Annotated in this window: 17 protein-coding genes; 5 read left to right on the top strand and 12 right to left on the bottom strand. The window is 71.5% G+C overall.

What is annotated here, in order from left to right; all coding sequences use genetic code 11:
* Positions 1 to 4: 4 nt before the first annotated feature.
* Complete coding sequence (locus ABZ857_RS00525; RefSeq protein WP_357035153.1) at positions 5 to 2,791, bottom strand: DUF222 domain-containing protein; 2,787 nt, start codon at positions 2,789 to 2,791, stop codon at positions 5 to 7.
* A gap of 307 nt (positions 2,792 to 3,098) precedes the next feature.
* Between ABZ857_RS00525 and ABZ857_RS00530 the strand changes: the two genes are divergently transcribed.
* Entirely contained in the window at positions 3,099 to 3,518 is a 420-nt protein-coding gene (locus ABZ857_RS00530) for a nuclear transport factor 2 family protein (RefSeq protein WP_357035156.1), read from the top strand.
* Positions 3,519 to 3,540: 22 nt separating this feature from the next.
* On the opposite strand, the gene ABZ857_RS00535 is transcribed toward ABZ857_RS00530, so the two are convergent.
* Positions 3,541 to 4,260, bottom strand: a complete 720-nt coding sequence (locus ABZ857_RS00535; RefSeq protein WP_357036197.1) for a haloacid dehalogenase-like hydrolase — start codon at positions 4,258 to 4,260, stop codon at positions 3,541 to 3,543.
* 411 nt (positions 4,261 to 4,671) lie between these two features.
* Between ABZ857_RS00535 and ABZ857_RS00540 the strand changes: the two genes are divergently transcribed.
* From ABZ857_RS00540 to ABZ857_RS00550, 3 genes are all read left to right on the top strand, one after another.
* Positions 4,672 to 8,802, top strand: coding sequence for a LamG-like jellyroll fold domain-containing protein (locus tag ABZ857_RS00540; protein ID WP_357035159.1), 4,131 nt, complete (start codon positions 4,672 to 4,674; stop codon positions 8,800 to 8,802).
* 66 nt (positions 8,803 to 8,868) lie between these two features.
* Complete coding sequence (locus tag ABZ857_RS00545) at positions 8,869 to 15,078, top strand: RHS repeat-associated core domain-containing protein (RefSeq protein ID WP_357035162.1); 6,210 nt, start codon at positions 8,869 to 8,871, stop codon at positions 15,076 to 15,078.
* The gene (locus ABZ857_RS00550) at positions 15,071 to 15,493 is read left to right on the top strand and encodes a hypothetical protein (protein WP_357035165.1); all 423 of its coding nucleotides are present in this window, start codon (positions 15,071 to 15,073) and stop codon (positions 15,491 to 15,493) included. The genes ABZ857_RS00545 and ABZ857_RS00550 overlap by 8 nt, the downstream gene beginning before the upstream one ends.
* On the opposite strand, the gene ABZ857_RS00555 is transcribed toward ABZ857_RS00550, so the two are convergent.
* From ABZ857_RS00555 to ABZ857_RS00600, 10 genes are all read right to left on the bottom strand, one after another.
* Positions 15,494 to 16,126, bottom strand: a complete 633-nt coding sequence (locus tag ABZ857_RS00555) for an HAD family hydrolase (protein WP_357035168.1) — start codon at positions 16,124 to 16,126, stop codon at positions 15,494 to 15,496. It abuts the gene before it with no gap.
* Positions 16,127 to 16,176: 50 nt separating this feature from the next.
* Complete coding sequence (locus ABZ857_RS00560) at positions 16,177 to 16,683, bottom strand: hypothetical protein (RefSeq protein ID WP_357035170.1); 507 nt, start codon at positions 16,681 to 16,683, stop codon at positions 16,177 to 16,179.
* Between the two features lie 30 nt (positions 16,684 to 16,713).
* Positions 16,714 to 17,388, bottom strand: a complete 675-nt coding sequence (locus tag ABZ857_RS00565) for an HAD family phosphatase (RefSeq protein WP_357035173.1) — start codon at positions 17,386 to 17,388, stop codon at positions 16,714 to 16,716.
* A 61-nt stretch (positions 17,389 to 17,449) separates the two neighbouring features.
* Positions 17,450 to 18,775, bottom strand: coding sequence for a glycoside hydrolase family 3 protein (locus tag ABZ857_RS00570; protein ID WP_357035176.1), 1,326 nt, complete (start codon positions 18,773 to 18,775; stop codon positions 17,450 to 17,452).
* Between the two features lie 68 nt (positions 18,776 to 18,843).
* Complete coding sequence (gene ptsP, locus ABZ857_RS00575) at positions 18,844 to 20,520, bottom strand: phosphoenolpyruvate--protein phosphotransferase (RefSeq protein ID WP_357036200.1); 1,677 nt, start codon at positions 20,518 to 20,520, stop codon at positions 18,844 to 18,846.
* Positions 20,521 to 20,609: 89 nt separating this feature from the next.
* Positions 20,610 to 20,867: an HPr family phosphocarrier protein gene (locus tag ABZ857_RS00580; protein WP_357035179.1), complete on the bottom strand. Its 258-nt coding sequence runs from the start codon at positions 20,865 to 20,867 to the stop codon at positions 20,610 to 20,612.
* A 24-nt stretch (positions 20,868 to 20,891) separates the two neighbouring features.
* Entirely contained in the window at positions 20,892 to 21,527 is a 636-nt protein-coding gene (locus ABZ857_RS00585) for an HAD family phosphatase (RefSeq protein ID WP_357035182.1), read from the bottom strand.
* A 9-nt stretch (positions 21,528 to 21,536) separates the two neighbouring features.
* Positions 21,537 to 21,983 (bottom strand): PTS glucose transporter subunit IIA, encoded by a 447-nt coding sequence (locus ABZ857_RS00590; RefSeq protein WP_357035185.1) that lies wholly within the window; start codon positions 21,981 to 21,983, stop codon positions 21,537 to 21,539.
* 80 nt (positions 21,984 to 22,063) lie between these two features.
* Positions 22,064 to 22,300 (bottom strand): PTS glucose/sucrose transporter subunit IIB, encoded by a 237-nt coding sequence (locus ABZ857_RS00595; RefSeq protein ID WP_079313268.1) that lies wholly within the window; start codon positions 22,298 to 22,300, stop codon positions 22,064 to 22,066.
* A gap of 33 nt (positions 22,301 to 22,333) precedes the next feature.
* Positions 22,334 to 23,368 carry an SIS domain-containing protein gene (locus ABZ857_RS00600; RefSeq protein WP_357035189.1) on the bottom strand — a complete coding sequence of 345 codons (1,035 nt, stop codon included), beginning with the start codon at positions 23,366 to 23,368 and terminating at the stop codon, positions 22,334 to 22,336.
* Between the two features lie 153 nt (positions 23,369 to 23,521).
* Between ABZ857_RS00600 and ABZ857_RS00605 the strand changes: the two genes are divergently transcribed.
* Positions 23,522 to 24,262, top strand: a complete 741-nt coding sequence (locus ABZ857_RS00605) for a GntR family transcriptional regulator (protein WP_193202539.1) — start codon at positions 23,522 to 23,524, stop codon at positions 24,260 to 24,262.
* Positions 24,263 to 24,273 lie beyond the last annotated feature (11 nt).

Here is a 24,273-nt window from a genome sequence, read left to right on the forward strand (position 1 = left end):
AGCCTCATAGCCTCCGGGCTCCTGGGAGTCGGTGGTAGGTGAAGGCCCAGCGGTCGGTGCCTTCCTTTCGGCGGGTGTAGCGGCCGGGGTGGCGGTAGCGGTCGCGGTTGTGGAACTGGCAGGCGGGGCCGAGCAGTTTCAGGTCGGTGAGACCGCCGGTGCTCCAGTTGTCGGCGTGGTCGATCTGGCACATCGTGGCCGGGAGCGGGCAGCCGTCGATCCAGCAGGTGGCGTAGCGGGCGAAGATCGCCCGCCGCTGGGCCGGGGTGGCCAGGCGGACCTTGCGGCCCATGTCCAGCACCTGCCCGTCGGCGTCCATCACCAGGCGCACCAGGGCGCTGGTGCGGGCCAGGCGGTGCACGCCGGAGACCGGCAGCACCTGCCCAGTCGCCAACAACAACCCCGGCACCGTCCCCAACAACGCCCCCGACAGCGTCCCCGCCGCCCCCAGCAGCGCCTCCCGTGCCGCCCCCGCTGCCGATCCCGGCGCCGTCTCCGATGCCGATCCTGGTGCCGATCCTGGTGACGCTGCTCCCTGTGCCGCCCCCTGTGACGCTGCTCCCTGTGCCGTCCCCAGTGCCGTCCCTGCCGACAGTGCCTCCGTCGGCCGCTCAGGTGGCGTTCCCGGTGTTCCCGGTGTTCCCGGTGTTCCCGCCGCTGCGGACGAGCACCGCGCCTGGCCGCCGCACGGCCCCTCGCGGCCCGGCCCCTCGCGGCCCGGCTCATGGTGGCCCGGCTCATGGCGGCAGTGCCCGCAGCGCAGGTCGCCGTGGTCCTCAGGCGTGTCCTGCGCATGCCGGCAGTCCCCCGCAGGCCGATGCCCGGCGTGGGCGTGACGCACAGCGGCGTCCTCGGGAGGAGGATCCGGCTGCACTGCATGCGGAGGCGCTGGCTGCGGAGGCGCTGCCTGCGGAGGCGCTGCCTGCGGACGCGCGCCACCGCCCCGGGGAAACTCGGCGTCGGCCGTCGGGTCAGGACACCCAGGGCCGGTGGCTTCCGCCTCACCGGCGACGCTGTCCTCCGCCTCGGCGAGGGCGCCGTCGTCCCCCGTCGCAAGGGCGCCATCGTCCCCTGTCGCGAGGGCGCGGTCGTTCCCCGTCGCGGGGGCCCGGTTCTGCCCCTCGGCACGGGCGCAGTCCTCGCCCTTGACGGGTGCGGTGTCGCCGCCCTCGGCAGAGGCGGCACTCGCGGTGTCGCGCGGCCCGCGCCCACCGGCCCGCTGCTGACCGGCCCCGAAGCCGCCGGCCTCCTCACCGCAGGGGCCGGTGGCAGCAAGGTCGGCACTCTCGGCAGCGGCGTCCACAGCCACACCGGCCCCGGCCTCTGCACCGGCACCGCCCGGGTCGTCGGCGCTTCCGGTGTCGCGGAGGTCGCAGTCACCGGTGTCTTCGGGGGTGCAGTCACCGGTGTCGTGGGAGTCGCTGGCACTGGTGTCTTCGGGGTCGCTGGCACCGCTGTCCTCGCTGGCACCGGTGTCGCCCGGGTCCTTGATGTCGCAGGGGTCGGCGGCGCTTTCCGTGTCGCGGGGGTCGCTGGCACCGCTGTCCTCGCTGGCACCGGTGTCGCCGGGGGCGCTGGTGTCGGGGTCGCTGGTGTCGTCGGCGTGGGTGCTGTCGGCGGGAGTGACGTCCTCGGGATCGGCGGGGAGGGACTCGGCGTTGACCAGCACCAGAAGCTCGGCGGCGATCTTCTGCTCCAGCAGCGCGATCAGCGCGTCGGCCTGGCGGACCTGCAACGAACGGTCATCCCCCTCGGCCCTGGGTTTGGCATAGGCATCCAACAGCGCACGCAACCGGGCGGCCGCCTCACGGGGCAGGTAGAACTCCCCCTCCAGCCCACCCCCCTTGCCCGGGCGGACCCTCAAAAACCGCCGCCCGTAATCGGCCTGCTCATCGCGTTCCTCCCCATCCGGGTCCAGCACCGCACGCAGATAACGCCCGGCTTTGGCCACCTCCGCCGGACCCGCCCTGCCCGCCAACTCCAGCAAAATCGGCTCAACCAACCCGGCCTGCTCATCAGTCAGGTTGGCGGTGGCGGTGCAGATCGCCTCCACCACCCCCGCGGACAATCTCCCGGCCGCGAACGCCTCCCGCACCCCCGGCAAGCGGGCCAGCTCCACCCCCAGAGTCAGCAGGCGCCCCGCCCCCGCCCCACTCATCCCCCCGGCCGTACGCAACCAACTACGGGTAGAGGCATGCCCATGCCGCCTGGCCTGCCCCGCCCGATGCACCCGCCCCACCCGCTCCGCAAGAGCACACGAGATCCGATCCCGCGCGAACATCAACTCCTCAGCCTCACCCAGACAGACGTCCACATCCTCCGGAAGCGGCGCCAACGCCAACGCCTGCGCCGTTTCCCGAAGAGAACCCACCAGCACCCACGACGACCGGCCCCTGCCCCGACCGGCACCATCACCGGCACTGCCGGCCCTCCCGGCCCTCCCGGCACCGGTCGCGCCGTCGCTGGTGGCCTCACCGTCTGTGACCCCACCATCTGGGGCCTCACCGTCTGGGGCCTCACTGTCTGGGATCCTGCTGCCGGTGTGGCTCGCGTGCTGCCCCGGCTCGGGGTCGATGATCGGAAAGTACTCGCGGGCGAGCGAGCCCTCGGACGACCACAACGGCGAACCGGCGGTCAGCCGGTCCCACCACTCGCCGTCGCCGCCGGTGCCCCCGTTAGCGCTGTTGCCGCCGTTGCCCCTGTTGCCGCTGTTGGCCTGGTCGCCGTTGTTGGCGCTGTTGGCGCTGTTCGAATCATGATGGTGCCCAGGATCAGAGCCGAACAGATCCATGGCACCTCCTCATCGAATTCGAAAACTTGTATGAATTCTTCCACCCCTTCTCCAGCGGAAGCAATCGGCCGAACGGATTAGTTGGAGTCGCAGGTGAGCCGGAGTGAAGCGCTCGTCAGGTGCCCCGGGCGAGCACGTCCTGCGCGAAGTCGCCGGCGCGGATTCCGCTACGGGGTGAGACGTATGCGGGGTGAGACGTACACGCCGCCGCTCCGATGCTCCCCCCGTCGCGGCCCGCTTCCTCAAGGCCCTGTGATTACCCGTGCGGTAATCGACCCGCCGCGCCCGACCGGGGAGGCTTTCCGTCATGAGTGATGAGACCCGCGAAGTCGTGGAAGAACTGCTGCGCCGGCTCGCCGAGGGCGACCACGACCGTACGGCGGAGCTGTTCGCCGAGCCGGTCGACTGGCGGCTCAGCTGGCCCGCCGAGGGGCATCCGGCGGTGCCGTGGATCCGGTCCCGGTCGAGCCGGGCCGACGTGGCCGACCACTTCCGGTCGCTGGAGGCCCATCACGTGCCCGAACTGAACGGCACCTCGGTGGCGCGGATCCTGGTGGACGGGGCGGACGCCGTCGTGCTCGGCGAGATCGCGCAGACGGTACGCGACGGCGGCGCCGCGTACGCCTCGCCGTTCGCGCTCCACCTCACGGTGGAAGACGGGCTCGTCACCCGCTACCACATCTATGAGGACAGCCTGACGGTCGCGCGGGCCCTGACCCCCGCCTGATCAGCGCCTGTTCAGTGCCTGCTCAGTGCGCCGCGCGGTCGGCCGGGGTGGTGAGGCGGGCGACGGCGGCGACGACCTCGGAGGGGTTGGACAGGTCGGGCAGCACGATGTCGGCGCCCGCCTCGTGCAACTCGGCTGCCGTGGACCTGCCGGAGGCGACGGCGATCATCACCGCGCCGCCGATCTTCGCCGCCTGCACGTCCCGCGTGGAGTCGCCGATCAGGACGGTGTTTCCGGCGGTGAAGACGGCGCCGTACCCGGCCTTGGCTCGTCCCTGGGCCACCTGCAGCAGGGTGGCCTTGGGATACACCTCCTCGCCGTAGCCGCCCACCTCGACGTCGATCCACTTGTCCAGCCCGAACGCCTTGAGCTTGTGGACGGCGTTGCTCTTGATGGTGCCGGTGAGCACCGACTGCACGACGCCGTCGAGGCGGGACACGGCCTTGAGCGCGTCCTTGGCGCCGGGCATCGCGCGGCCGTCCTTGGCCAGCCGGTCGCGCCGCTCCGCGAAGGAGACGGCCAGCGCGTCGAGGAACCTCGGCAGGTGGTGGTCCTCGACGGCGATGCCGTTGACGGCCAGGGTCTCGAAGATGATCTCCGAGTCGGGGCGGCCCAGCGCGGGTGCGAGTTTCACCAGCGGCCGCCCTGTCACCATCCGGAACGCGTCCGCGTAGGCGTCGCGGGTGACGATGGCGACGTCGACGAGCGTGAGGTCGATGTTCCAGAGAACAAGGCGGTTGATCGCGGCCTCCGTGGGGGTGCGGTGTGGATCGTGCCCAGCGTACGACCCACGCGGGGCATACGACGCATCCACACGGCACCGATATGTCCCACCACAGGGCTCGCACGCGCCGGAGAACGAGGCGCCGCCGAAATCCGCCCTGGCGCTCCCTCCGGCGCCCGTTATCTCGCGGCGCCCGTGGCCGGAACCCGGACCGCATGGCGCGTGGACAGTCCGCAATCCGCCGCGGGACCGGCCCGAACCCTCCATCCCGCCACTCACGGCCCGGGATCGTAACCGTCCACGGCAGTGCAGACAAGATCTTGACAAGACATGTCACCAGCGGTTCTCTTGATGATCAGTAAACGTTTTTTGCACTTTCCGCGCGGTTCTTAGCTCTCGTCCCACCCTGTCCAGAATGAGGCGGACGTCGTGTACCGAAAGCTGGGTTCTACAGTGCTGGCCGCGGTCCTCGCGACCGGCCTGACCGTAACCGCCGAGGACGGGAGCGCGGCGTACGCGGCCCCCCGCGCCGCCCAGGCCGATCCTCAGGCGCCGGAAGAGGGAGCGCCGACCGACGAGGCGGCCGGACGGGCCGCCCGCGAGACCGGCCGCCCGGTCGAGGTGCTGGCCAAACGCGGCGAGGACCGGGAGACGTACGCCAACCCCGACGGCACCTTCACCACCATCGAACATCTGCGTCCGGTGCGCGTGCGGCAGGGCGACGGCTGGGTCGCGCCCGACACCACGCTGGTCAGGCGGCCGGACGGTTCGATCGGGCCACGCGCGAGCACGGTCGGGCTGTCGCTGTCCGGCGGCGGCGACGCACCGCTGGCCCGCGTCGCCAGGGCCGGCCGCGAGATGTCGCTGAAGTGGCCCGGAGGCCTGCCGGAACCCGAACTGCGGGGGGACTCAGCCGTCTACCACGACGTCATGAAGGACGTGGACCTCGTCGTACGAGCCGACGTGGACGGCTTCTCCCACACCCTCGTGGTCAAGACCAGGGAGGCGGCCGCGAACAACGCGCTGGCCCGGCTCACCCTCGGACTGGGCGGCGCGGGCGTCGGCGTGCGGACGAAGGAGGGCGGCGCCGTCGAGGCGGTCGACGCCGCGGGCGGCGGGGCGCTGTTCGAGGCGCCCGCGGCGGTCATGTGGGACTCCGGCGCCCCCGCCCCCGCGCTGAAGGCAGCGACCTCGGCCCCGCTGGAGCGCGGCCCCTCCGACACCTCGAAGGTCGCCGGTCTGAACGCAACCGTGGAGGGTGGGAACCTCACCCTCACCCCCGACCGGGCGCTGCTCGACGCGCCCGACACCCGCTATCCCGTCTACATCGACCCCGTATGGAAGACGGTCAAGGCGTCGGCCTGGGCGTACGTGTCGCGCACCTACCCCAGCACGTCGTACTACAAGTTCGGCGGCAAGGCCGACTCGGGCCTGGGCCTGTGCTCGGGCGACTCCAAGTGCGCGCCGTCCGACGTCAAGCGCATCTTCTACCGCATGCCGACCAGCGCGTACGCCGGCAAGTACATCATCTCGGCCGATTTCGTCGCCAAGGAGACCTGGTCGTACTCCTGCGACGGCCGCACGGTGCAGCTGTGGCGGACGAAGGGGTTCGTCGAGAGCTCCACGTGGAACTCCACGAAGGACAACTGGCTGGAGCACCTCGACACCCGTGACGTGGCCAAGGGCTGGTCGTCCAGTTGTCCGGCGGGCGACGTCGAGTTCGACGCGACGAAGGCCGTCAAGGACGCCTCGGCCGGCAAGTGGTCGACCACGACGTTCGGCCTGCGCGCGGGTTACGAGACCGACGCCTACGGCTGGAAGCGCTTCGCCGACGACGCCTACCTGCGGGTCAACTACAACACGCCGCCGCCGCAGCCGAAGATGTCGGACCTGTCGATGAACCCCGGCGGCAAATGCGTCTACTCCCCCGCCCCCGCCGTGCGCGTGCCCCCGACGGTCTCGGCGGTCCTGTACGACCCCGACTCCGCCGACGCCAAGAAGGTGTACGCCGAGTTCGGCGCGACCTGGGACGGCGCGCAGAAGTGGTCGTCGGGCAAGATCGGCCCGAAGACCACCGGCTCGACCTTCCAGGTCACGCTGCCGTCCTCGATTCCCGAGAAGAAGACCATCAACTGGTACGTCCGCACCTGGGACGGCTACCAGTACAGCCCGTGGAGCTACGCGGGCGACGCCACCGCGTGCTACTTCACCTATGACAAGAGCGTGCCGGCGGCTCCCACGCTGTCGTCGACGGCGTATCCGCAGTCGGACCCGGAGAACGAGGCCGATCCCTGGTATGACGGCGTGGGCCGCTACGGCCGTTTCACCGCGGCGTCGTCCTCGGCCGACGTGGTCAAGTACTGGTTCGGCGTCAACTCCAACCCCACCTCGGCCAACGAGCGCAAGCCGTCCAGTCCGGGCGGGGCGGTGACCATCGACATCGCCCCCGACCACGCCGGGCCGAACTACCTCACGGTGAAGGCGTTCGACGCGGCCGGCAACTCCAGCGAGATCGGGCGCTACGTGTTCCGTGTGAAGGCGGGCTCCCCGGCGAAGGCCCAGTGGGCGCTGGACGAGCCGATCGACTCCACGCAGGTGGCCGACGCCTCGGGCGCGTACCCGGCGACCGTGTACGGCGGGGTGACGCTCGGGGTGGACGGTGTCTCGAAGACCGCCATGCAGACCAACGGCACCACCGGCTACGCCAGGACCGCCGGGCCGGTGCTCGACACGCGCAACGGCTTCGCGGTGTCGGCCTGGGCACGGCTCCCCGCGACCAAGCCCACCCACGCCGGGATCATCGCGACCCAGATCGGGAGCGTCCGCAGCGGGTTCGAGCTGTACTACTCCTCCGGCTACGACCGGTGGATCTTCAACCGCTACAACAACGACACGACCGACGGCACGATCACCCGGGCCATCGGCACGGCCTCGCCGCAGGGCAGCGAATGGACCCATCTGGTCGGCGTGTACGACGCGGTGGCCAAGAACATCACGCTGTACGTCAACGGCCGGCTCCAGGCGACGACGGCCTACACGACCCCGTGGAACGCCACCGGCCCGGTGCAGATCGGCGCGGGCTGGTACGGCAAGCTCGACGCCTTCTTCCCCGGCGAGATCGACGACGTGCGGCTGTTCGACCGCATCGTCACGCCCGAGGAGGTCGGCAACCTGTTCACCCAGCACCCGGTGGTGGCCGCGCGCTGGAAGCTGAACGACTCCGCCTCCGCCGTACGGGCCGCCACGGCCTACTGGAAGATGGACGAGGCGGCCGGGGCCCCGCGCGCCGAGGAGGCGGGCGGCGCCTACCCGGCCGGTCCGCAGGGCGGCGTCACGTTCGGCGCGGCCGGGCGGTTCGGCAAGGCCGTGCACCTCGACGGCACCACCGGCTATCTCAAGACCACAGGGCCGGTCCTGCCCGACACCACCAAGAGCTTCTCGGTGGCGGCGTGGGCGAAGCTCCCGGCGACCAAACCGACCCACGCCGCGATCATCGCGACGCAGGCGGGCTCCCGGCGCAGCGGCTTCGAGCTGTACTACTCCTCCAGCTACGACCGGTGGATCTTCAACCGCTACAACAACGACGACGACGACGACGTGATCACCCGGGCCCAGTCCACGGCCGTGCCCGAGGGCGGCGTCTGGACCCACCTGGCCGGCGTGTACGACGCGGCGAACAAGCAGATCAGGCTCTACGTCAACGGCAAGCTCAACTCGACGACGGCCTTCACCACGCCGTGGAAGGCCACCGGCCCGGTGCAGATCGGCGCCGGCTGGTACGGCACGCTGAAGTCCTTCTTCCCCGGCGAGATCGACGACGTGCGGCTGTACGACCAGATCATCAGCGACTCGGAGATCGCGACGCTGGCCTCCGGCGCCTCGCTGACCATCGCCGCCGACGACGGCCCATCCGGACGGCACGTCACGCTGAACGGCAACGCCAGGATCGACCAGGGAGCCGGCTGGGTCGGCACCCCGCCGGGCGGCCTGGTGCTCGACGGCGACGGCGACTACGCCGCCACCGCCGTCCCGGTCGTCCGCACCGACGAGAGCTTCACGATCGCCGGCTGGGTGACCACCGCGGGGCGTCCGTCCAGGGCCGCGGCGGTCTTCAGCCAGGAGGGCTCCGTCAACAGCGCCTTCACCCTGCGCTACCGGCCCGACCCGTCCGACCCGGCCAACGCGGGCGGCTACCAGATCGAGATGCCGGACAAGGACGCGACCGGCGCGGCCCGGCCGACCGCCGAGCATTCGGCCTTCCAGTCCGGCTTCGACTGGGACCACGTGGCGATCGTGTACGACGCCTTCCAGGACGAGATGCGGCTCTACGTGAACGGCGAGTTGGAGCAGGTCGAGGACACGGTGTCCTGGCGCCACAACGTGATCGGCTTCAACGCGGGCAAGGGGCTCCAGCTCGGCCGCACCAAGGCGGACGGCGCATGGAGCGAGTACTGGCCCGGCGTGATCGACGACGTGTGGGCCTTCCAGGGGATCGCGACCGAGGAACAGATCCAGCTGCTGGCCGGCGGCACCGAGCTGGCCACGGATACCGGCCTGTAGAGAACCGGCGACTCGAACTCAGAACCAGTCCCGGCCGCCGCGCGGCGGCCGGGCGGGAGGTTGCGCATGAACGGGTTCCCCCACCCGAAAAGGTTCAGGCAGCGGTTCAGGCAGCGGTTCAGACGCAGGGTCGCCGCGGTCACGGCGCTTGCCACCGTCGCCGCGTCCCTGGTCGCCCCGCCCGCGCAGGCGGCGGCCCCCGACGCGGGACGCCCCGAGGTGAAGAGCGCCGAGCGCGTGGTCCGGGGCGAGACGCTGGGCGTCAAGCCCCGCCGCCCCGACCCGGCGGGGCTTGACGCGGCGGGCACCCCCGCCAAACGGCGGCCCACGTCCGCCGTACGGATGATGGACCGCGCCGCCGCCGAGCGCGCGGGCGTCGACGGCGCCCTGTTCACGGTCGAGGCCGCCGGAGACAGGGCGTCGAGTGTCACCGTCGACTACTCGGCCCTCGCCGACGACTTCGGCGGCGCGTACGGCAGCCGGCTGCGCCTGGTCCGCCTGCCCGCCTGCGCGTTGACCACCCCCGACCAGCCCGCCTGCCGTACGGAGACACCGGTCCGCGCGCGCAACGACGCGGCGAACCGTACGCTCACCGCCTCGATCCCGGCACAGGAGACGGCGCGGGCGACGGCGCGGGCGACGGTGCTGGCGGCCGTGTCCGGCGACTCCGGCGACAAGGGCGACTACAAGGCCACCAAGCTGTCGCCGTCGGCCACCTGGACCGTGGCCGAGCAGTCGGGTGACTTCTCCTGGTCGTATCCCCTGCGGGTGCCGCCGGTCCCCGGCGAGCTGACGCCCAAGGTGGAGATCGGCTACTCCTCCGGCGCGGTGGACGGCCGCACGTCCAACACCAACAACCAGCCGTCGTGGGTGGGCGAGGGCTTCGACTACTGGCCCGGCTATATCAAGCGCGCCTACAAGCCCTGCGCGGACGACGGGGCGCCGAAGGACCAGTGGGGCACCCCGCCCGGTGACCAGTGCTGGGCGTACGACAACGCCGTCATCAGCTGGAACGGGCGCGGCGGCGAGCTGATCCAGGCCTCCGACGGCACGTGGCGGATGAAGAACGACGACGGCACCCGCGTCGAACGCCTCAAGGACACGGCCAAGGCCAACGGGGACGACGACGGGGAGTACTGGAAGCTCACCACCCCCGACGGCGTGCAGTTCTTCTTCGGGCTCAACCGGCTGCCCGGGTGGAGCAGCGGCAAGCCGGAGACGAAGTCGGCCTGGACGCACCCCGTGTTCGGCAACGACGCGAACGAGCCGTGCCACGCCTCCACCTTCGCCGCCTCGTGGTGCCAGCAGGCCTACCAGTGGAACCTCGACTACGTCGTGGACCCGCGCGGCAACGCCATCACGTACTACTACCAGCAGGAGGGCAACCACTACGGCCGCAACCTCAAGCCCGAGGACGAGACGCCGTACGTGCGCGGCGGCTGGCTCGACCGCATCGAGTACGGCCAGCGCTCCGACACGCTGTTCACCGCCAAGGCCCCGGCGCGCGTGGTGTTCGGCGTCTCCGAGCGGTGCCTGAAGACCGACGCCTTCGACTGCGACCCGAGCAAGATCGGTTCGAACCCCACGAAGTGGCCGGACGTGCCGTACGACCTGAACTGCAACGCCGGCACCGAGTGCAAGGCGACGCACGGCACGCTCGCGCCCACGTTCTGGTCGCGCAAGCGGCTCACCGGCGTCACCACACAGGTGATCAAGGCCGACGGCACCTACCGCGACGTCGACAACTGGGCGATCGACCACCTGTGGGGCGACGCGGACATCGACCAGGCCCTGCTGGTGAAGTCGATCACGCACACCGGTCGTGCGACCGGCAGCCCGGTGGCGCTGCCCTCGGTGACCTTCAACCACGTGCAGCTGCCCAACCGGGTGGACAAGCAGGGCGACGACATCGCGCCGTTCGTCAAGTACCGCCTCGGGGCGATCTACGACGAGTCGGGCGGGCAGATCGACGTCAACTACTCCGACGCCGACTGCGCGCTCGGCTCGCTGCCCACGCCGGAGACCAACACCCGGCGCTGTTTCCCCGTCAAGTGGACGCCCGCCGGATATGACGACCCGATCACCGACTGGTTCCACAAGTACGTCGTCACCCAGGTCGTGCAGACCGACCGCACCGGCGGGTCCCCCGACGCGCTGACGACGTACGAGTACCTCGACGGCGCCGCCTGGCACTATGACGACGACGACGGCATGACCAAGGAGAAGTACAAGACCTGGTCGCAGTGGCGCGGCTACGGCCGCGTACGCGTGCGGACCGGCGGCTGGAACGACCTGCGGTCCCAGGTCGAGACGCGCTACCTGCGCGGGATGAACGGCGACCGGGCCGGGCCGAGCGGCGGCACGAAGAAGGTCACGGTCTCCGACGGCGAGGGCGGCAGCGTGGTCGACGAGGACCCGCTGCAGGGGTTCGAGCTCAAGCGGACCGAATACGAGGGCGTGGACGGCGCGGTCGCGGTCAAGACCGTCAACTCGCCCTGGTACCAGGAGACGGCCAAGCGCACCCGGAGCTGGGGCACCGTCACCGCGAACATCGTCAACGTCGCCAAGACGCACACCTGGACCGCGATGGACGGCGGCGGCTGGCGGGAGACCGAGAGCGGCACGAAGTACGAGCCCGTCGCCGGCCTCACCACCCAGGTGGACGACAAGGGCGACCTGTCCACCGCCGCCGACGACCGGTGCACCCGCACCACCTACGCCCAGAACACCAAGGCCTGGATGCTGAAATATCCGTCCAGGGTGGAGACCGTCGCGGTGGCGTGCTCGGCCACCCCCGACCGGTCCAAGCAGGTCGTCGAGGACGACCGCACCTTCTACGACAACGGCGCCTTCGGGGCCGCGCCCACCAAGGGCGACATCACCCGCGTCGAGACGATCGCCGCGCACGACGGCACCACCGCGACGTACGTCGCCAAGGAGGTCTCGACGTACGACGCCTACGGCCGCGAGCTGACCACCAGGAACGCGGCCGGCCACGTCACGACCACGGCCTACACCGACACCGGCGGGCTGAACACGGGCGTGAAGGTCACCGGCCCGCCGGTGGTCCCCGGCGACGCCTCGACGGCCCACGTCACCAGCCAGGAGAAGGACCCGGCGTACGGGTTCGAGACCGTGAAGATCGACGCCAACGGCAAGCGCACCGACCTGGAGTACGACGCGCTCGGCCGCCTCATGAAGGTGTGGATGCCCGACCGGTCGAAGGCGGCGGGCCAGACGCCGAACCTGGAGTTCAGCTACCGCGTCGTGGACGGCCAGATCGTCGCCATCGGCACGAAGAAGCTGGACGCCGAGGGCGGCCAGACCCCGCCGACGTACGAGCTGTACGACGGGCGGCTGCGGCTGCGCCAGACCCAGGAGCCGGGGCCGGACGGCGGCCGGCTGGTCAGCGACAAGTTCTATGACTCCCGCGGCAACGTGGCCCGCGAGTACGGCCAGTACTACTCGACCGAGGCCCCCTCGACGAAGCTGTTCGGCGCGTACGAGGGCGACGTCGAGTCGCAGAAGGTGTTCGACTACGACGGCCGCAACCGGGTGACACTCGAACGGTTCCTCGTCGGCAACGGCGAGACCAAGGAGAAGTGGCGCACGGTCACGAGCTACGGCGGCGGCAGGGTCACCGTGGACCCGCCGACCGGTGACACGCCGGTGACGACGCTGACCGACGCGCGCGACCAGATCGTCGAACTGCGCCAGTACAGGGGCGACTCCCCCACCGGCGACTACGACAGGACGACCTACACCTACACGCCCGCCGGCAAGCTCTCGACCGTCAAGGACCCGGCGGGCAACGTCTGGGCGCACTTCTACGACCTGCGCGGCCGGGAGATCGAGGTGCGCGACCCCGACAAGGGGACGACGAAGACGACGTACGACGACCTCGACCACGTGCTGACCACCACCGACGCACGCGGCAAGACGATCTTCAACGTGTACGACCCGATGGGCCGCAGGACGGAGACCCGGGAGGGCTCCGCGACCGGCCCGCTGCTGGCGTCGTGGACCTACGACACCGTGCGCAAGGGACAGGCGTCCAGCGCCACCAGGTACGCCGACGGCCAGGCGTACACGACCACGTTCAACGCCTACGACAACCTCTACCGGGCCATCCGCACGACCGTGACGATCCCGTCCGCCGAGGGCGCGCTCGCGGGCAGCTACGTGTTCGACACGCGCTACAAGCTGGACGGCACCGTCCAGTCGGCCACCTACCCCGACGCGGGCGGCCTGCCGGCCGAGACCGTCGTCTACTCCTACGACGACCTGCGCCGGCCCACCACCATGTCGGGCCTGTCGCCGTACGTCACCGACTCGATCCACAGCCTCACCGGCAAGCCCGAGCAGTACGAGCTGTCGACCGGCGGCAAGAAGACGTGGTTCACCTACTCCTACGAGTACGGCACCCAGCGCCTGCGGTCGTCGCGAGTGGACCGCGAGGACGTGGCGGGCGTGGACCGCAACGCCACCTACACCTACGACGCGGTGGGCAACGTCGTCTCGATCTCCGACGTGTCCCGCAGCGGCACCGACACCCAGTGCTTCGCCTACGACTACCTACGCCGTCTCACCGAGGCCTGGACGCAGGGCACCCAGTCGTGCGCGGGGTCGCCGAGCGCGAGCGTCATCGGCGGCGTGGCGCCCTACTGGCAGTCGTTCGGATACGACGTGACCGGCAACCGTACGAAGGAGGTCGAGCACGGCGTCGGCGGCGCGGCCGACACGACGCGGACCTACGACTACCCGGCCCCCGGCTCGCCGCACCCGCACGCGCTGTCCGGCGTGACCCAGACCGGCGGTGCGGGCGCCCGCACCGAGTCCTACGCCTACGACGACACCGGCAACACGACCGGCCGCACGATCGGTGCCACGGCCCAGAGTCTGGAGTGGGACGTCGAGGGCCACCTGGCCAAGGTCACCGAGGGCACGAAGGTCACCTCCTACCTGTACGACGCCGACGGCAACCGGCTCATCAGGCGCGACCCCGGCGGCACCACGCTCTACCTCCCGGGCATGGAGCTGCGCCTGGACAAGGCCACCGCCAAGGTGCAGGCGACCAGGTACTACACCCACGACACCGTGACGGTCGCGGTGCGCACCACCTCGGGCGTGAAGTTCCTGGCCGCCGACCAGAACGGCACGGCGGAGCTGGCGATCGACGCGGCGAACCAGTCGCTGACGCAACGCAGGTACAAGCCCTTCGGCCAGCTGCGGGGATCGCCCCCCGGCTCCTGGCCGGGCGAGAAGGGCTTCGTCGGCGGCACCGTGGACGAGTCGACCGGGCTCACCCATCTCGGGGCCCGCGAGTACGACCCCGCCACCGGCAGGTTCGTCAGCGTCGACCCGATCATCGACCCGCACGACCCGCAGCAGATGAACGGCTACGCCTACGCAGGCAACAACCCCGTCACGTTCACCGACCCCGACGGCAAGTTCTGGGGCAGCTGGCTGGCGATCCTGCTGGCGCTCCTGCGGGCCCTGCTGGCCATCCTCAACCACGGCGGCGGCGGGAGCCACGGCGGTGGCGGCGGCTACACCGGTGGTGGCGGCGGTGGCGGTGGCGGTGGTGGCGGCGCTCCGCACCGCTCAGGCCCGAGCTTCGGCTCCACGGTCAAGAGCAACACTTTGGCCAGCGTCGACCCACGCAAGTTCACCGCCCTGGGCTGGCTGGCGTACGGACTGGGCGGCCCCGCCGACATGCTCACGACCTGGGGTGAGAACTTCAAGGAGAGCCGCCGCGTCATGGCCGGCATCTACAAGCTCAAGTCGGTCAGTTATCCGGAGGGCAACTGGCTGACCAAGTGGCTGTGGCAGGGGCTCGGCAAGTGGTACGACGCCAAGGCCAACCGGGTCGAGGCGCGCGGCATCAAGTGGGGCGGCCGGCTCGGCAAGGCGGGCAAGTTCGTCGGCAGGTTCGGGGTCGTCGCCACCTTCGCCGACGGCGCGCTCACCCAGTGGAACAACGACGCGGGCAAGGACATCAACACCGGTGAGAAGGTCGCGCGGGCGGGCATCCGCGGCGCGGCCGTGGCGGGCGGCGCCTACGCGGGCGCCACGATCGGCGCGGCGGCGTGCAGCCCCGGCGTCGTGCTCGCCGCCGTCTGCGGTGCCGCGGGCGCGTACATCGGCGGTATGGTCGGCGGCGTCGTCGGCGACACCGCGATCGCCGCGTACGACCACATGCGCAAGCCGGTGGTGAACACCGTCAAGTCGATCGGGTCGGGTATCAAGAAGGGATGGAAGAGTCTCTTTGGCTAGTGCCGTGACCTACGCGGCCGAGGTCGTGGGCTACCCGCACGCGCCGGTGTGGGCGGTGCTCGCCACCGCCCTGCTCGCGATCCTCGGCTTCGTCAACCACGTCAGGTTCGTACGCAGCGGGCCAGGCGGCACCTGGGCGGCACGCTACTTCGACACCGACAGCCCGAAGGAACTGCGCAACCTGCCGTTCGCGCAGCTCCCCGGGGCCGTCATGCTCGCGATGTGGGCCGTGATGCTCGCCTACACCCGGGTCTCCGGCCAGGAGACCTGGGACGCGATCATGGGCCTGTTCCTCTTCGCGTCGTTCGTCTTCGGGGCTGTGGCGGTCAAGCGGCTCTACCGGCCGCCGCGCAGGGCCAAGCCCCGGTGGCTGCGGGAGATGGAACGCGAGGAGGAGGAACGCCAGGCCCGCTGATCAGACGAGGTCGAGGGCGTCGGCCAGCGAGTCCACCACCGGGACCCCGACGCCCTCCAGCTCCGCCCGCCTGGTCATGCCGCCGGTGTAGAGGATGGCGCGGGCGCCGACGTGCTGGGCCGCGTGGGCGTCGTCCACGCTGTCACCGATGACGACGACCTTCGCCGAGTCGAGGCCGAGCGCGCGCAGGTGCTCCACCATGTGCTCGGCCTTGTGGCCGCCGGTCGCCGATCGCGAGCCGTCGATCCGGGTGAAGTGGCCGTCGATGCCGAACTCGCCGGTCTTGCGGACCAGCCGTTCGTGGCCCCACATGGACAGCAGCGACTGCGTGCGGCCCGACTCGTCCCAGGCCCGCAGGCTCGACAGCGCCCCCTCGGCGAGGCTGCACGCCTCCATCAGCCGGTGGTAGTGCTCGTGGAAGCCCGCGTCGAGCAGTTCCCATTCGCCCTCCCTGAGCGGCCGGCCGAGCATCCGCTCGTACGCCACCCAGATGGGGCGGGTGTACACCTCGCGGAAGCCCTCCGCGTCGTACGGCCCCAGGCCGTACGGCTGGAAGAGCTCGTTGGTCGCGCCGACGACGGCGTCGATGTCGTGGAAGAGCGTCCCGTTCCAGTCCCAAACAATGTGTGTCATCTCGCCTCCAGCTTAGACGCCGGGCGTGACAACTCCATGAACTCCGCGGGTCAGGTGAGCAGATCCGGGATCTCCTGCGTGGCGTACCACAGCAGTTCGTGGTCCTCCGCGCCGTCCACGACGAACCGCGCGTCGTCGTCACCGCCGTCGGCGGCGGGCAGCGCGGCGATCGCCGCCTCCACGTCGGGCGCGGCGCCGTCGTCGTCCACGTGGACCGCGGCGACCAGCCGCATGGGGATCGGCTCAAGCACCCGCACGCGGGCGCGCTCCTCCAGGTCGGCGCCGGTCTTCACGGTCTCGTCGGGCACCTCGGCCGCGATCACGACCCGCCGGGCGGCCACCTCGACGCCGTCCTCGCGGTCGGCGGCGAGCATGCGCAGGGAGGCCCGGGCGGCCTCGGTCAGCGCGACGTACTCCAGCTCCTCGGTGTCACCCGAGACATACCACTCGATCAACGCGGGGGTGACCGCGAAGCCGGTCAGCGGGGCCGGGCCCAGCTCCCCTGCGGCGACGACGCGCGCCAGCGCGGGAATCGTGGACGGCAGATACACGCGCATGCGTTCCTCGACTTCGATCTCTGGTTCAGGCTACAGACGGGCGGCGGCGCCGGGCTCGCGGAAAGACAGGCCCAACAGGCGCTCCATCTCGGCGATGGTCTCCGAGGGGCCGGTGTGGTGCACGCCGACCAGGCCGAGCGTGCGGGCCGCCAGGATGTTCGCCTCGATGTCGTCGACGAACACGCACTGCCCCGGCTCCAGCCCCAGCAGGCCGAGCGCGTGCCGGAAAATCCGCTCCTCGGGCTTGCGCATGCCGACCTCGCCCGAGATGACGACCGCGTCGAAGAGGACCTCCCAGCCCTCACGCGAGTAGTGGTCGCCCCACGAGTTGGACACCAGGCAGGTGCCGAAACCGGCCGCGCGGGCCAGGCGCAGCATCTCGTTCATCTCCTCGACCGGCCGGAAACCGGCGAACATCCGGGCCAGCAGGCCGTCCGCCTCCGGCGGTCCGCCGTCGAGGGTCACCAGCCGGGCCGCCAGGGCGCGCTCGAACTCGAAGACCGGGATCTCACCCCGCTCCAGCGCGTGGATCGGGTTCTCCGCGCCGGGCTCGGCGCCCGCCCGGTACGCCTGCGTGACCAGAGCGCGCATGACCTCGCGGTAGTGCCGGGGGTCGATCCGGTCCGCCTCGATCCACTCCGCGACGGACTCGGCCAGGCTCGTCGTCAGAACCCCGCCCCAGTCGATCAGCACACCCTTGAGCACCGCGCCTCCCAGCCGACGTGCCTCAAATATAGGCCGCCCGGCCCGTCCGGCCCGCCGCGCCTCACCTGACCGCGGCGAAGACGCGCTCCGCGACCTTGAGGTGCGCGGCGGACTTCAGCGCGCCGGGGTCGGTGCTGATCGGCCCGAAGAGGCCGCGCTTGTCCTTCAGCCGCAGGATCCGCAGCACCGACTCGTCGATCCTGCGTTCGGTGATCCGGCCCGACTTCACCGCGTCGAGGACGGCGTCGTACGCCTTGGGCAGGTTCGGCGGCATGAGGAGCATGTCGGCCCCGGCGAGGACGGCCCGCACGGCGACCTCGGCGTCGCCGTACTTCTTCCGCACCCCGGCCATGTCGAGCGCGTCGGTGCTGATCACGCCGTCGAAGCCGAGCTCCTCGCGGAGCAGGCCGGTGAGGATGCGGTGGGACAGCGTCGCGGGGTCGCCCGAGGGGTCGAGCCTCGGCATCACCACGTGGGCCGACATGATCGCGTCCACGCCGTGCTCGATCGCCGCGCGGAACGGCGGCGCGTCCAGCTCCCGCCACTGCGTCTTCGAGTGCGTGATGACCGGCAGGCCCGTGTGGCTGTCGACCGAGGTGTCTCCGTGGCCGGGGAAGTGCTTGGCGACGGAGGCCACGCCCGCCGCGTGGAAGCCGTCGACGGCCGCCCCGACCATCTCGGCCACCTTCCCCGGGTCGGAGCCGTACGCGCGGGGGCCGATCACGGGGTTGCGGGGGTTGATGTTGACGTCTGCGACCGGCGCGAAGTCGAGCGAGATGCCGAGGTCGCGCAGTTCCTCACCGGTCGCCCTGGCGACGTCGCGCGCGTTCGCCGTCTTGCCGGTCGCGCCGATCTGCGACGCGCCGGGAAACCTGGTGACGAGAGGCTTGAGCCGGGAGACGAGGCCGTTCTCCTGGTCCACGCCGATCATGAGCGGCGCCTCGCCGGACCTGGCCGCCGCCTCGCGCAGGCCGGTGGTGAGCGCGGCCACCTGGTCCGCGCCGGAGACGTTGCCCGCCCAGTCGAACAGGATCACCCCGCCGGGGCGGAACTTCTCCACGACCTGCGCCGGCGTCCCCACGCCGTACCGCGCCTCGTTCTCGTTGCTCGCCGCCCCGGCCTTCTGGCCCCACACCACGATGGTGAAGAGCTGCGCGACCTTGTCGCGCAGGCTCATCGCCGCGAGCGTCCGCTCGGCCTGGCCACCGGAGGGCCGGGCCGACGGCGGCGGCGACGGGGACGGCGACAGGGGCAGGGACGGGGACGCCACTGGAGACGCCGGCGCGGACGCGCGCGGCGAGGGCGCCGGGCTCTCGGCACCGATGCCGGACGAGCATCCGGTCACGAGGAGGGCCAGCATGACGGCACCGTGTCTGATTCGTGGCACGTTCTTTACCGTAACCGTGCCCAGCCGTGACCGGGCCAGGAACCCGGTCACGGCCCTGCTGTGCGCTGTCAGAGCGCGAGCGCGTCCAGGCCCGGCAGTTCCGCGCGGGCGGCGGCCTTCGCGGCGTTCGCCGAGGTGACCGAGCGCGCCGCGGCGGCGGCCGCGCGGCACTGCGCGAGCGTGTGCCGCGACAGGGCGGCGCGCACCCAGGGCAGCGCGGGGGCGCCCATGGACAGCGAGGTGACCCCCATGCCGACGAGCACGCAGGCGAGCACCGGGTCGGCCGCGGCCTCGCCGCAGACCCCGCAGCCCTTGCCCGCCCCGGAGGCGGCCGAGGCCGCCATCGCGATCAGGTCGAGCACGGCCGGATGCCACGGGTCCTGCAGCCCGGCGACGGCGCTGACCTGGCGGTCGGCCGCGAGGGCATACTGCGTGAGGTCGTTGGTCCCGATCGAGAAGAAGTCGACGGCCCGGATGAGGTCCGCCGCCCGCAGCGCCGCCGACGGCACCTCGATCATGATCCCCGCGCCGTCGAGCCCCGCCGTACGGCAGGCCTCGGCGAACCACTCGGCCTCCTCGACGGTGGCCACCATCGGCGCCATGACCTGGACCTTGGCCGGCACGCCCGCGGCGGCCCGGGCCAGCGCGCCCAGCTGGGCCGTCATGATCTCCGGATAGCGACGGAACATGCGCAGGCCGCGCTCTCCGAGCGCCGGGTTCGGCTCCTCCTCCGGCGGCGGCAGGAACGCCAGCGGCTTGTCGGCTCCGGAGTCGAGCGTGCGTACCACCACGCGGCCCTCCGGGAACGCCTCGAACACCGCCCGGTAGGCCTCCTCCTGCTCGCTTCCCGACGGCGCGGTCTCGCGGTCGAGGAAGAGGAACTCGGTGCGATAGAGGCCGACGCCCTCGGCGCCGTTGGCCAGCGCGCTCTCCAGGTCGCGGGGCCCGCCGACGTTGGCGAGCAGGGGAACGGGGTGGCCGTCGGCGGTCGCGCCGGGGCCGGTGGCCGCCGACAGCACCGCCCGCCGCGCCTCGTCGGCGGCGCGCGCCTCGGCCACGCGGGCCGGGTCCGGCGCGAGCAGCACCTGCCCGGACGCGCCGTCGACCAGCACGGGGGTGCCGGGGGCGATCGCTGTCGCGCCGGCGCAGCCGACGACGGCGGGCACGCCCATCGAGCGGGCGAGGATCGCCGTGTGGCTGGTCGGCCCGCCCTGCTCGGTGACGAACGCGGCGACCACGTCCTTCGACAGCAGCGCGGTGTCGGCCGGGGCGAGGTCCTTGGCGACGAGCACGAACGGCTCGGCGGCGCTGGCCGGCACGCCGGGCATGGGCAGGCCGGTGAGCACGGCGATCACCCGGTCGCGGATGTCGTCGAGGTCCGCCACGCGTTCGGCCAGGTAACCGCCGGCCGCCGCGAGCAGGTCCCGATACTTGCCGAAGGCGTCGAAGACGGCGCGCGGCGCGGCCACGCCCCGGTCGATGAGCTCGCCGACCTCCACGGCCAGGCTGGGGTCGCGGGCCATCAGCGCCTGCGCGCCGAGCACCTCCCGGGCCTCGCCGCCCGCCCTGGCGCCGCGCGCCTCCAGGTCGGCCGCCACCTCCTCGACCGCCCGCTCGGCGCGGGCCCGTTCGGCGGCGGCGTCGCCGTCGTGGCGCGCCTCCTTGTCGGGCTCGGGGATCTCACCCGCGAGCACATGGGCGGGGCCGTACCCGGCGCCGGGGCTGACCCCAGTACCGGCAAGCACAGTACCGGCAAGCACAGTGCCCGCCAGCGACCGCGCGCCGTTGTCGTCCCCCGCCGTCGTCCCCGTCTTCTCCTGCCCGTCCACTGGCGTCAGGAGGCCGAGGCGATCTGGGCGAGCTCGTCGAGCAGCTCTTCGGCGCCCTCGCCCTCCGCGCTGATGACGATCGACTCCCCCTGCCGTACGTCGAGCGCCAGAACCGACAGGATGCTCTTCGCGCTCACCGGCGAGCCGCCCGCCTTCGCGATGGTGACGTCGAAGGGCGCCTTCGCCGCGGTCTGCACGAACGTCGCCGCCGGGCGGGCGTGCAGCCCGACCTCGGACGCGACGCTGACTGTGCGTTCGGCCACGTTTCCTCCTCCTGCGGCGGTGGTCTAGACCGCCGGTAGTTCCGTCAAGGGCCAGTCAATACCCGACATATCGGGTATTACCAGATCCGCGTGCGACAGTTCATCCGGATGATGTGTGGTGGCCACCGCAACGCAGGTCATACCCGCGGCCCGAGCCGCCGCTATCCCGGCGAGCGAGTCCTCGAACACCACGCACTTGGCAGGGTCCACCGCGAGCAGGCCGGCCGCCATGAGATAGCCGGACGGGTCGGGCTTCCCGACGGCCACGTCCTCCGCGGAGACGATGGTCCGTACCACCTCCACGACGCCGATCTCGGTGAGCCGCTCCACCGCCCACCATCGCTGGGCCGAGGTGACCAGGGCCAGCGGAGCCCCCTGCTCCGCGACCTGAGACACCAGCTCTGCCGCCCCCGGGACCGGCACGATGTCGGGCAGGTCCGGATGGTCGTAGTAGGAGCGGATCTCCTCCATCACGACCTCAGGATCCATGCCGGGCAGCACCTCGGGGATGACGTCCACCCCGCGGCGGCCCATGACGCGGCGCAACAGCGTCTCGTCGTAGGTGATGCCGTGGTCGTCCAGGAACATCCGCCACAGGGCGCGGCTGCGGATCTCGGTGTTGACCAGGGTGCCGTCGAGGTCGAAGAGCGCGGCCTCCATCACCTGAGCTCACGACCACTCGAACAGCGGGTCGCCGGCGTGCACGCCGCCCTCGGCGACCTCGCCCACCGAGCCGGCCACGGCGTCGAGCGCCACCACCGGGCAGACCGGCGATCGCCCGCCGGCCTCGACCGCCGCCGGGTCCCAGCCCACGACGGGCTGCCCGGCGCTCACGCGGTCCCCCTCGGCCGCGAGCAGGCGGAAGCCCTCGCCCTTGAGCTGCACGGTGTCGATGCCGAGATGCACCAGCACGCCCCTGCCGTCGTCCCCCACCACGACGTACGCGTGCGGGTGCAGCTTCACGATCGTGCCGCTGATCGGGGCCAGGGCCTCGACGGGCTCCCTGAGGGGATCGATCGCGGTCCCCGGGCCGACCATCGCCTGTGAGAACACGGGGTCCGGCACGGCGGCCAGGCCGATGGCCGCCCCCGCGACCGGCGCGAGAACAGTCGTCAATGAAGAGCCCTTCCCTGAGATCCGGGCAGGCGTCGTCACAGGTCCGCCCGAGAGCGGCGGACCCGCGGCGACCTCCCGGTTCAGCCGATGATGTCCTCGATGTCGCTGGCGATGGTGTCGGCCTCCGGGCCCACCACGACCTGGACGACGTTGCCCGCCGCCATCACTCCGTGAGCGCCCGCCGCCCTGAGCGCGGCCTGGTCCACCTTCGAGGCGTCGTGCACCTCGGTACGCAGCCGGGTGATGCACGGCTCCACTTCGATGATGTTGTCGGCGCCACCGAGCCCGGCGATGATCGCCTCGGCGTCTGCAGCCATGGGGGTCCTCCTGTAGTTGAGCCGGTCTGTCGTTCAGTCGGTCTGCGTGACCTTCTTCAGACCGCGGGGGGAATCGGGGTCGATACCGAGCCTGCGCGCGAGCGCCTCGGTGAGCAACTGCCCGGGGACGATGAGTCCCAGCGGAGCCACCCACTCGGGCAGGTCCGGACCGTTCAGGGCGGCGGTCGAGGCGGAGGCGAGCCGTTCGCCGCCCCCGACGCCGAAGGCGGCGGCGCCCGCGCCGGTGACGCGTTCGGCCAGCGCGACCGTGCCCGCCAGGGTCGGGCCCTGACCCGCCGCCACCAGGATCGCCGGGGTCTCGGCGTCCACGACCGCGATCGGGCCGTGCAGCAGGTCGGCGTACGACAGGCCCATGGCGTGCAGGTAGCACGCCTCCTTGAGCTTGAGCGCGAGCTCCAGCGCGGTCGAGAACGCCAGGCCGCGGCCGGACACGACGACGCCGGGCTTGTCGGCCAGGCCCTCGACCACGGCGTCCAGGTCGCCGGGGTCGGAGATCAGCTTCTCCACCGCGTCCGGCACCCTGCGCAGGTCGTCGGGGTCCACGTCGGCGCCGAGGCCGATGGCGAGCACGGCCAGCGCGGCGAGCTGCGTCGTGTAGGTCTTCGTGGCCGGGACGGCCTTCTCCTCGCCGGCGAGCGTGCACAGCGCGAGGTCGGCGGCCTGGGCCAGCGGCGACTCCTCGCCGCCGTTGGTGATCGCGACGGTCTTCGCCCCGCAGTCCTTCGCCCACTGGAGGGTCTCGACGATCTCCTCCGTACGGCCGGACTGGGACAGGCCCACGGCCAGCACCCCGTCGAGGTCGAGCCTGCAGCGGTAGGTGGTGGCGACCGAGGGGGCGCCCATCGCCGCCATCCGGCCCGCGCGCGCCTCGATCAGGTAGCGGCCGTAGACCGCCGCGTTGTCCGAGGTCCCGCGGGCGACGAACAGCAGGTGGCGGGTGCCGCGCGCGACCGCCTCGACTTCGCCCGTCCTCGGAAGGAGGGCGTCCAGCGTCGCCCGGATCGCCGCGGGCTGCTCGGCGATCTCACCGCGCATCCTGGTCGTCATCGATGATCATCCTCTGCTTGGCGAGATTTGTCCGTTATCGATCCGTCGCCGGCCCATACATTGACACACATTTCCCGGCTGTGGTCTAGTCCGGACTAGACCAGTAAGAACCTTAACTTATTCGGACGATCCAGAGCGAGAGGGGAGGGATCAGTGGCCCAGATCGATCCGGCCAGCCCGGTGCCCAAGTACTTCCAGCTACGGGAAATCCTGCTCGACCTCATCGAGAACAACGAGCTGCCGATCGGCGCGGCGATCCCCTCCGAACGTGACCTGAGCCAGCGCTTCGACCTGTCCCGTATGACGGTACGGCAGGCCGTCGACCACCTGGTGTCCGAGGGCCGGTTGCACCGGGTCCCCGGCAAGGGCACGTTCGTGGCCCGCCCGAAGATCGAGCTGGCACTCCAACTCACCTCCTTCACCGACGACATGCGGGCGCGCGGCATGGAGCCGGGCTCCCGCGACCTGGACCGGCGGGTGGTCCGGGCCAGTGCCCACCTCGCACGGCAGCTCGGCATCCAGCCGGGAGACGCCGTCCACTTCATCGAGCGGCTGCGCACGGCGGACGGGGAACCGCTGAGCATCGAGCGCGCCCACATCCCGGTCGCGCTCGCACCCGATCTCGATGCCTACGACCTGACCGGACGATCCCTGTACGCCCTGCTCGAGTCGCGCTACGGGCTCGTGATGGACGCCGGGGAGCTGACCATCGACGGCGGGCTCGCCGATCCGAGCGACGCCGACCTGCTCAAACTGCCCCGGGGCGGGGCCGTGCTGCTGCTGCAGCGCCGGTCCTTCGCCGGCGGGGTGTGCGCCGAACTCGGCGTCTCCACCTATCGCGCCGACCGCTACCAGCTCCGGACGCTCCTCGGAGCCCCGGCCAGAAGACTCTGACACTCCTCCCT

The organism is Microbispora sp. NPDC046933, assembly GCF_040644635.1.
In the GTDB taxonomy this organism is placed as follows: domain Bacteria; phylum Actinomycetota; class Actinomycetes; order Streptosporangiales; family Streptosporangiaceae; genus Microbispora.

Excerpts from the sequence above, each read along its gene's own strand:
- ABZ857_RS00560 (WP_357035170.1), bottom strand. The coding sequence starts at position 16,683 with ATGCGCGTGTATCTGCCGTCCACGATTCCCGCGCTGGCGCGCGTCGTC.
- ABZ857_RS00525 (WP_357035153.1), bottom strand. The coding sequence starts at position 2,791 with ATGGATCTGTTCGGCTCTGATCCTGGGCACCATCATGATTCGAACAGC.
- ABZ857_RS00595 (WP_079313268.1), bottom strand. The coding sequence starts at position 22,300 with ATGGCTGCAGACGCCGAGGCGATCATCGCCGGGCTCGGTGGCGCCGAC.
- ABZ857_RS00585 (WP_357035182.1), bottom strand. The coding sequence starts at position 21,527 with ATGGAGGCCGCGCTCTTCGACCTCGACGGCACCCTGGTCAACACCGAG.
- ABZ857_RS00530 (WP_357035156.1), top strand. The coding sequence starts at position 3,099 with ATGAGTGATGAGACCCGCGAAGTCGTGGAAGAACTGCTGCGCCGGCTC.
- ABZ857_RS00545 (WP_357035162.1), top strand. The coding sequence starts at position 8,869 with ATGAACGGGTTCCCCCACCCGAAAAGGTTCAGGCAGCGGTTCAGGCAG.
- ABZ857_RS00600 (WP_357035189.1), bottom strand. The coding sequence starts at position 23,368 with ATGACGACCAGGATGCGCGGTGAGATCGCCGAGCAGCCCGCGGCGATC.
- ABZ857_RS00555 (WP_357035168.1), bottom strand. The coding sequence starts at position 16,126 with ATGACACACATTGTTTGGGACTGGAACGGGACGCTCTTCCACGACATC.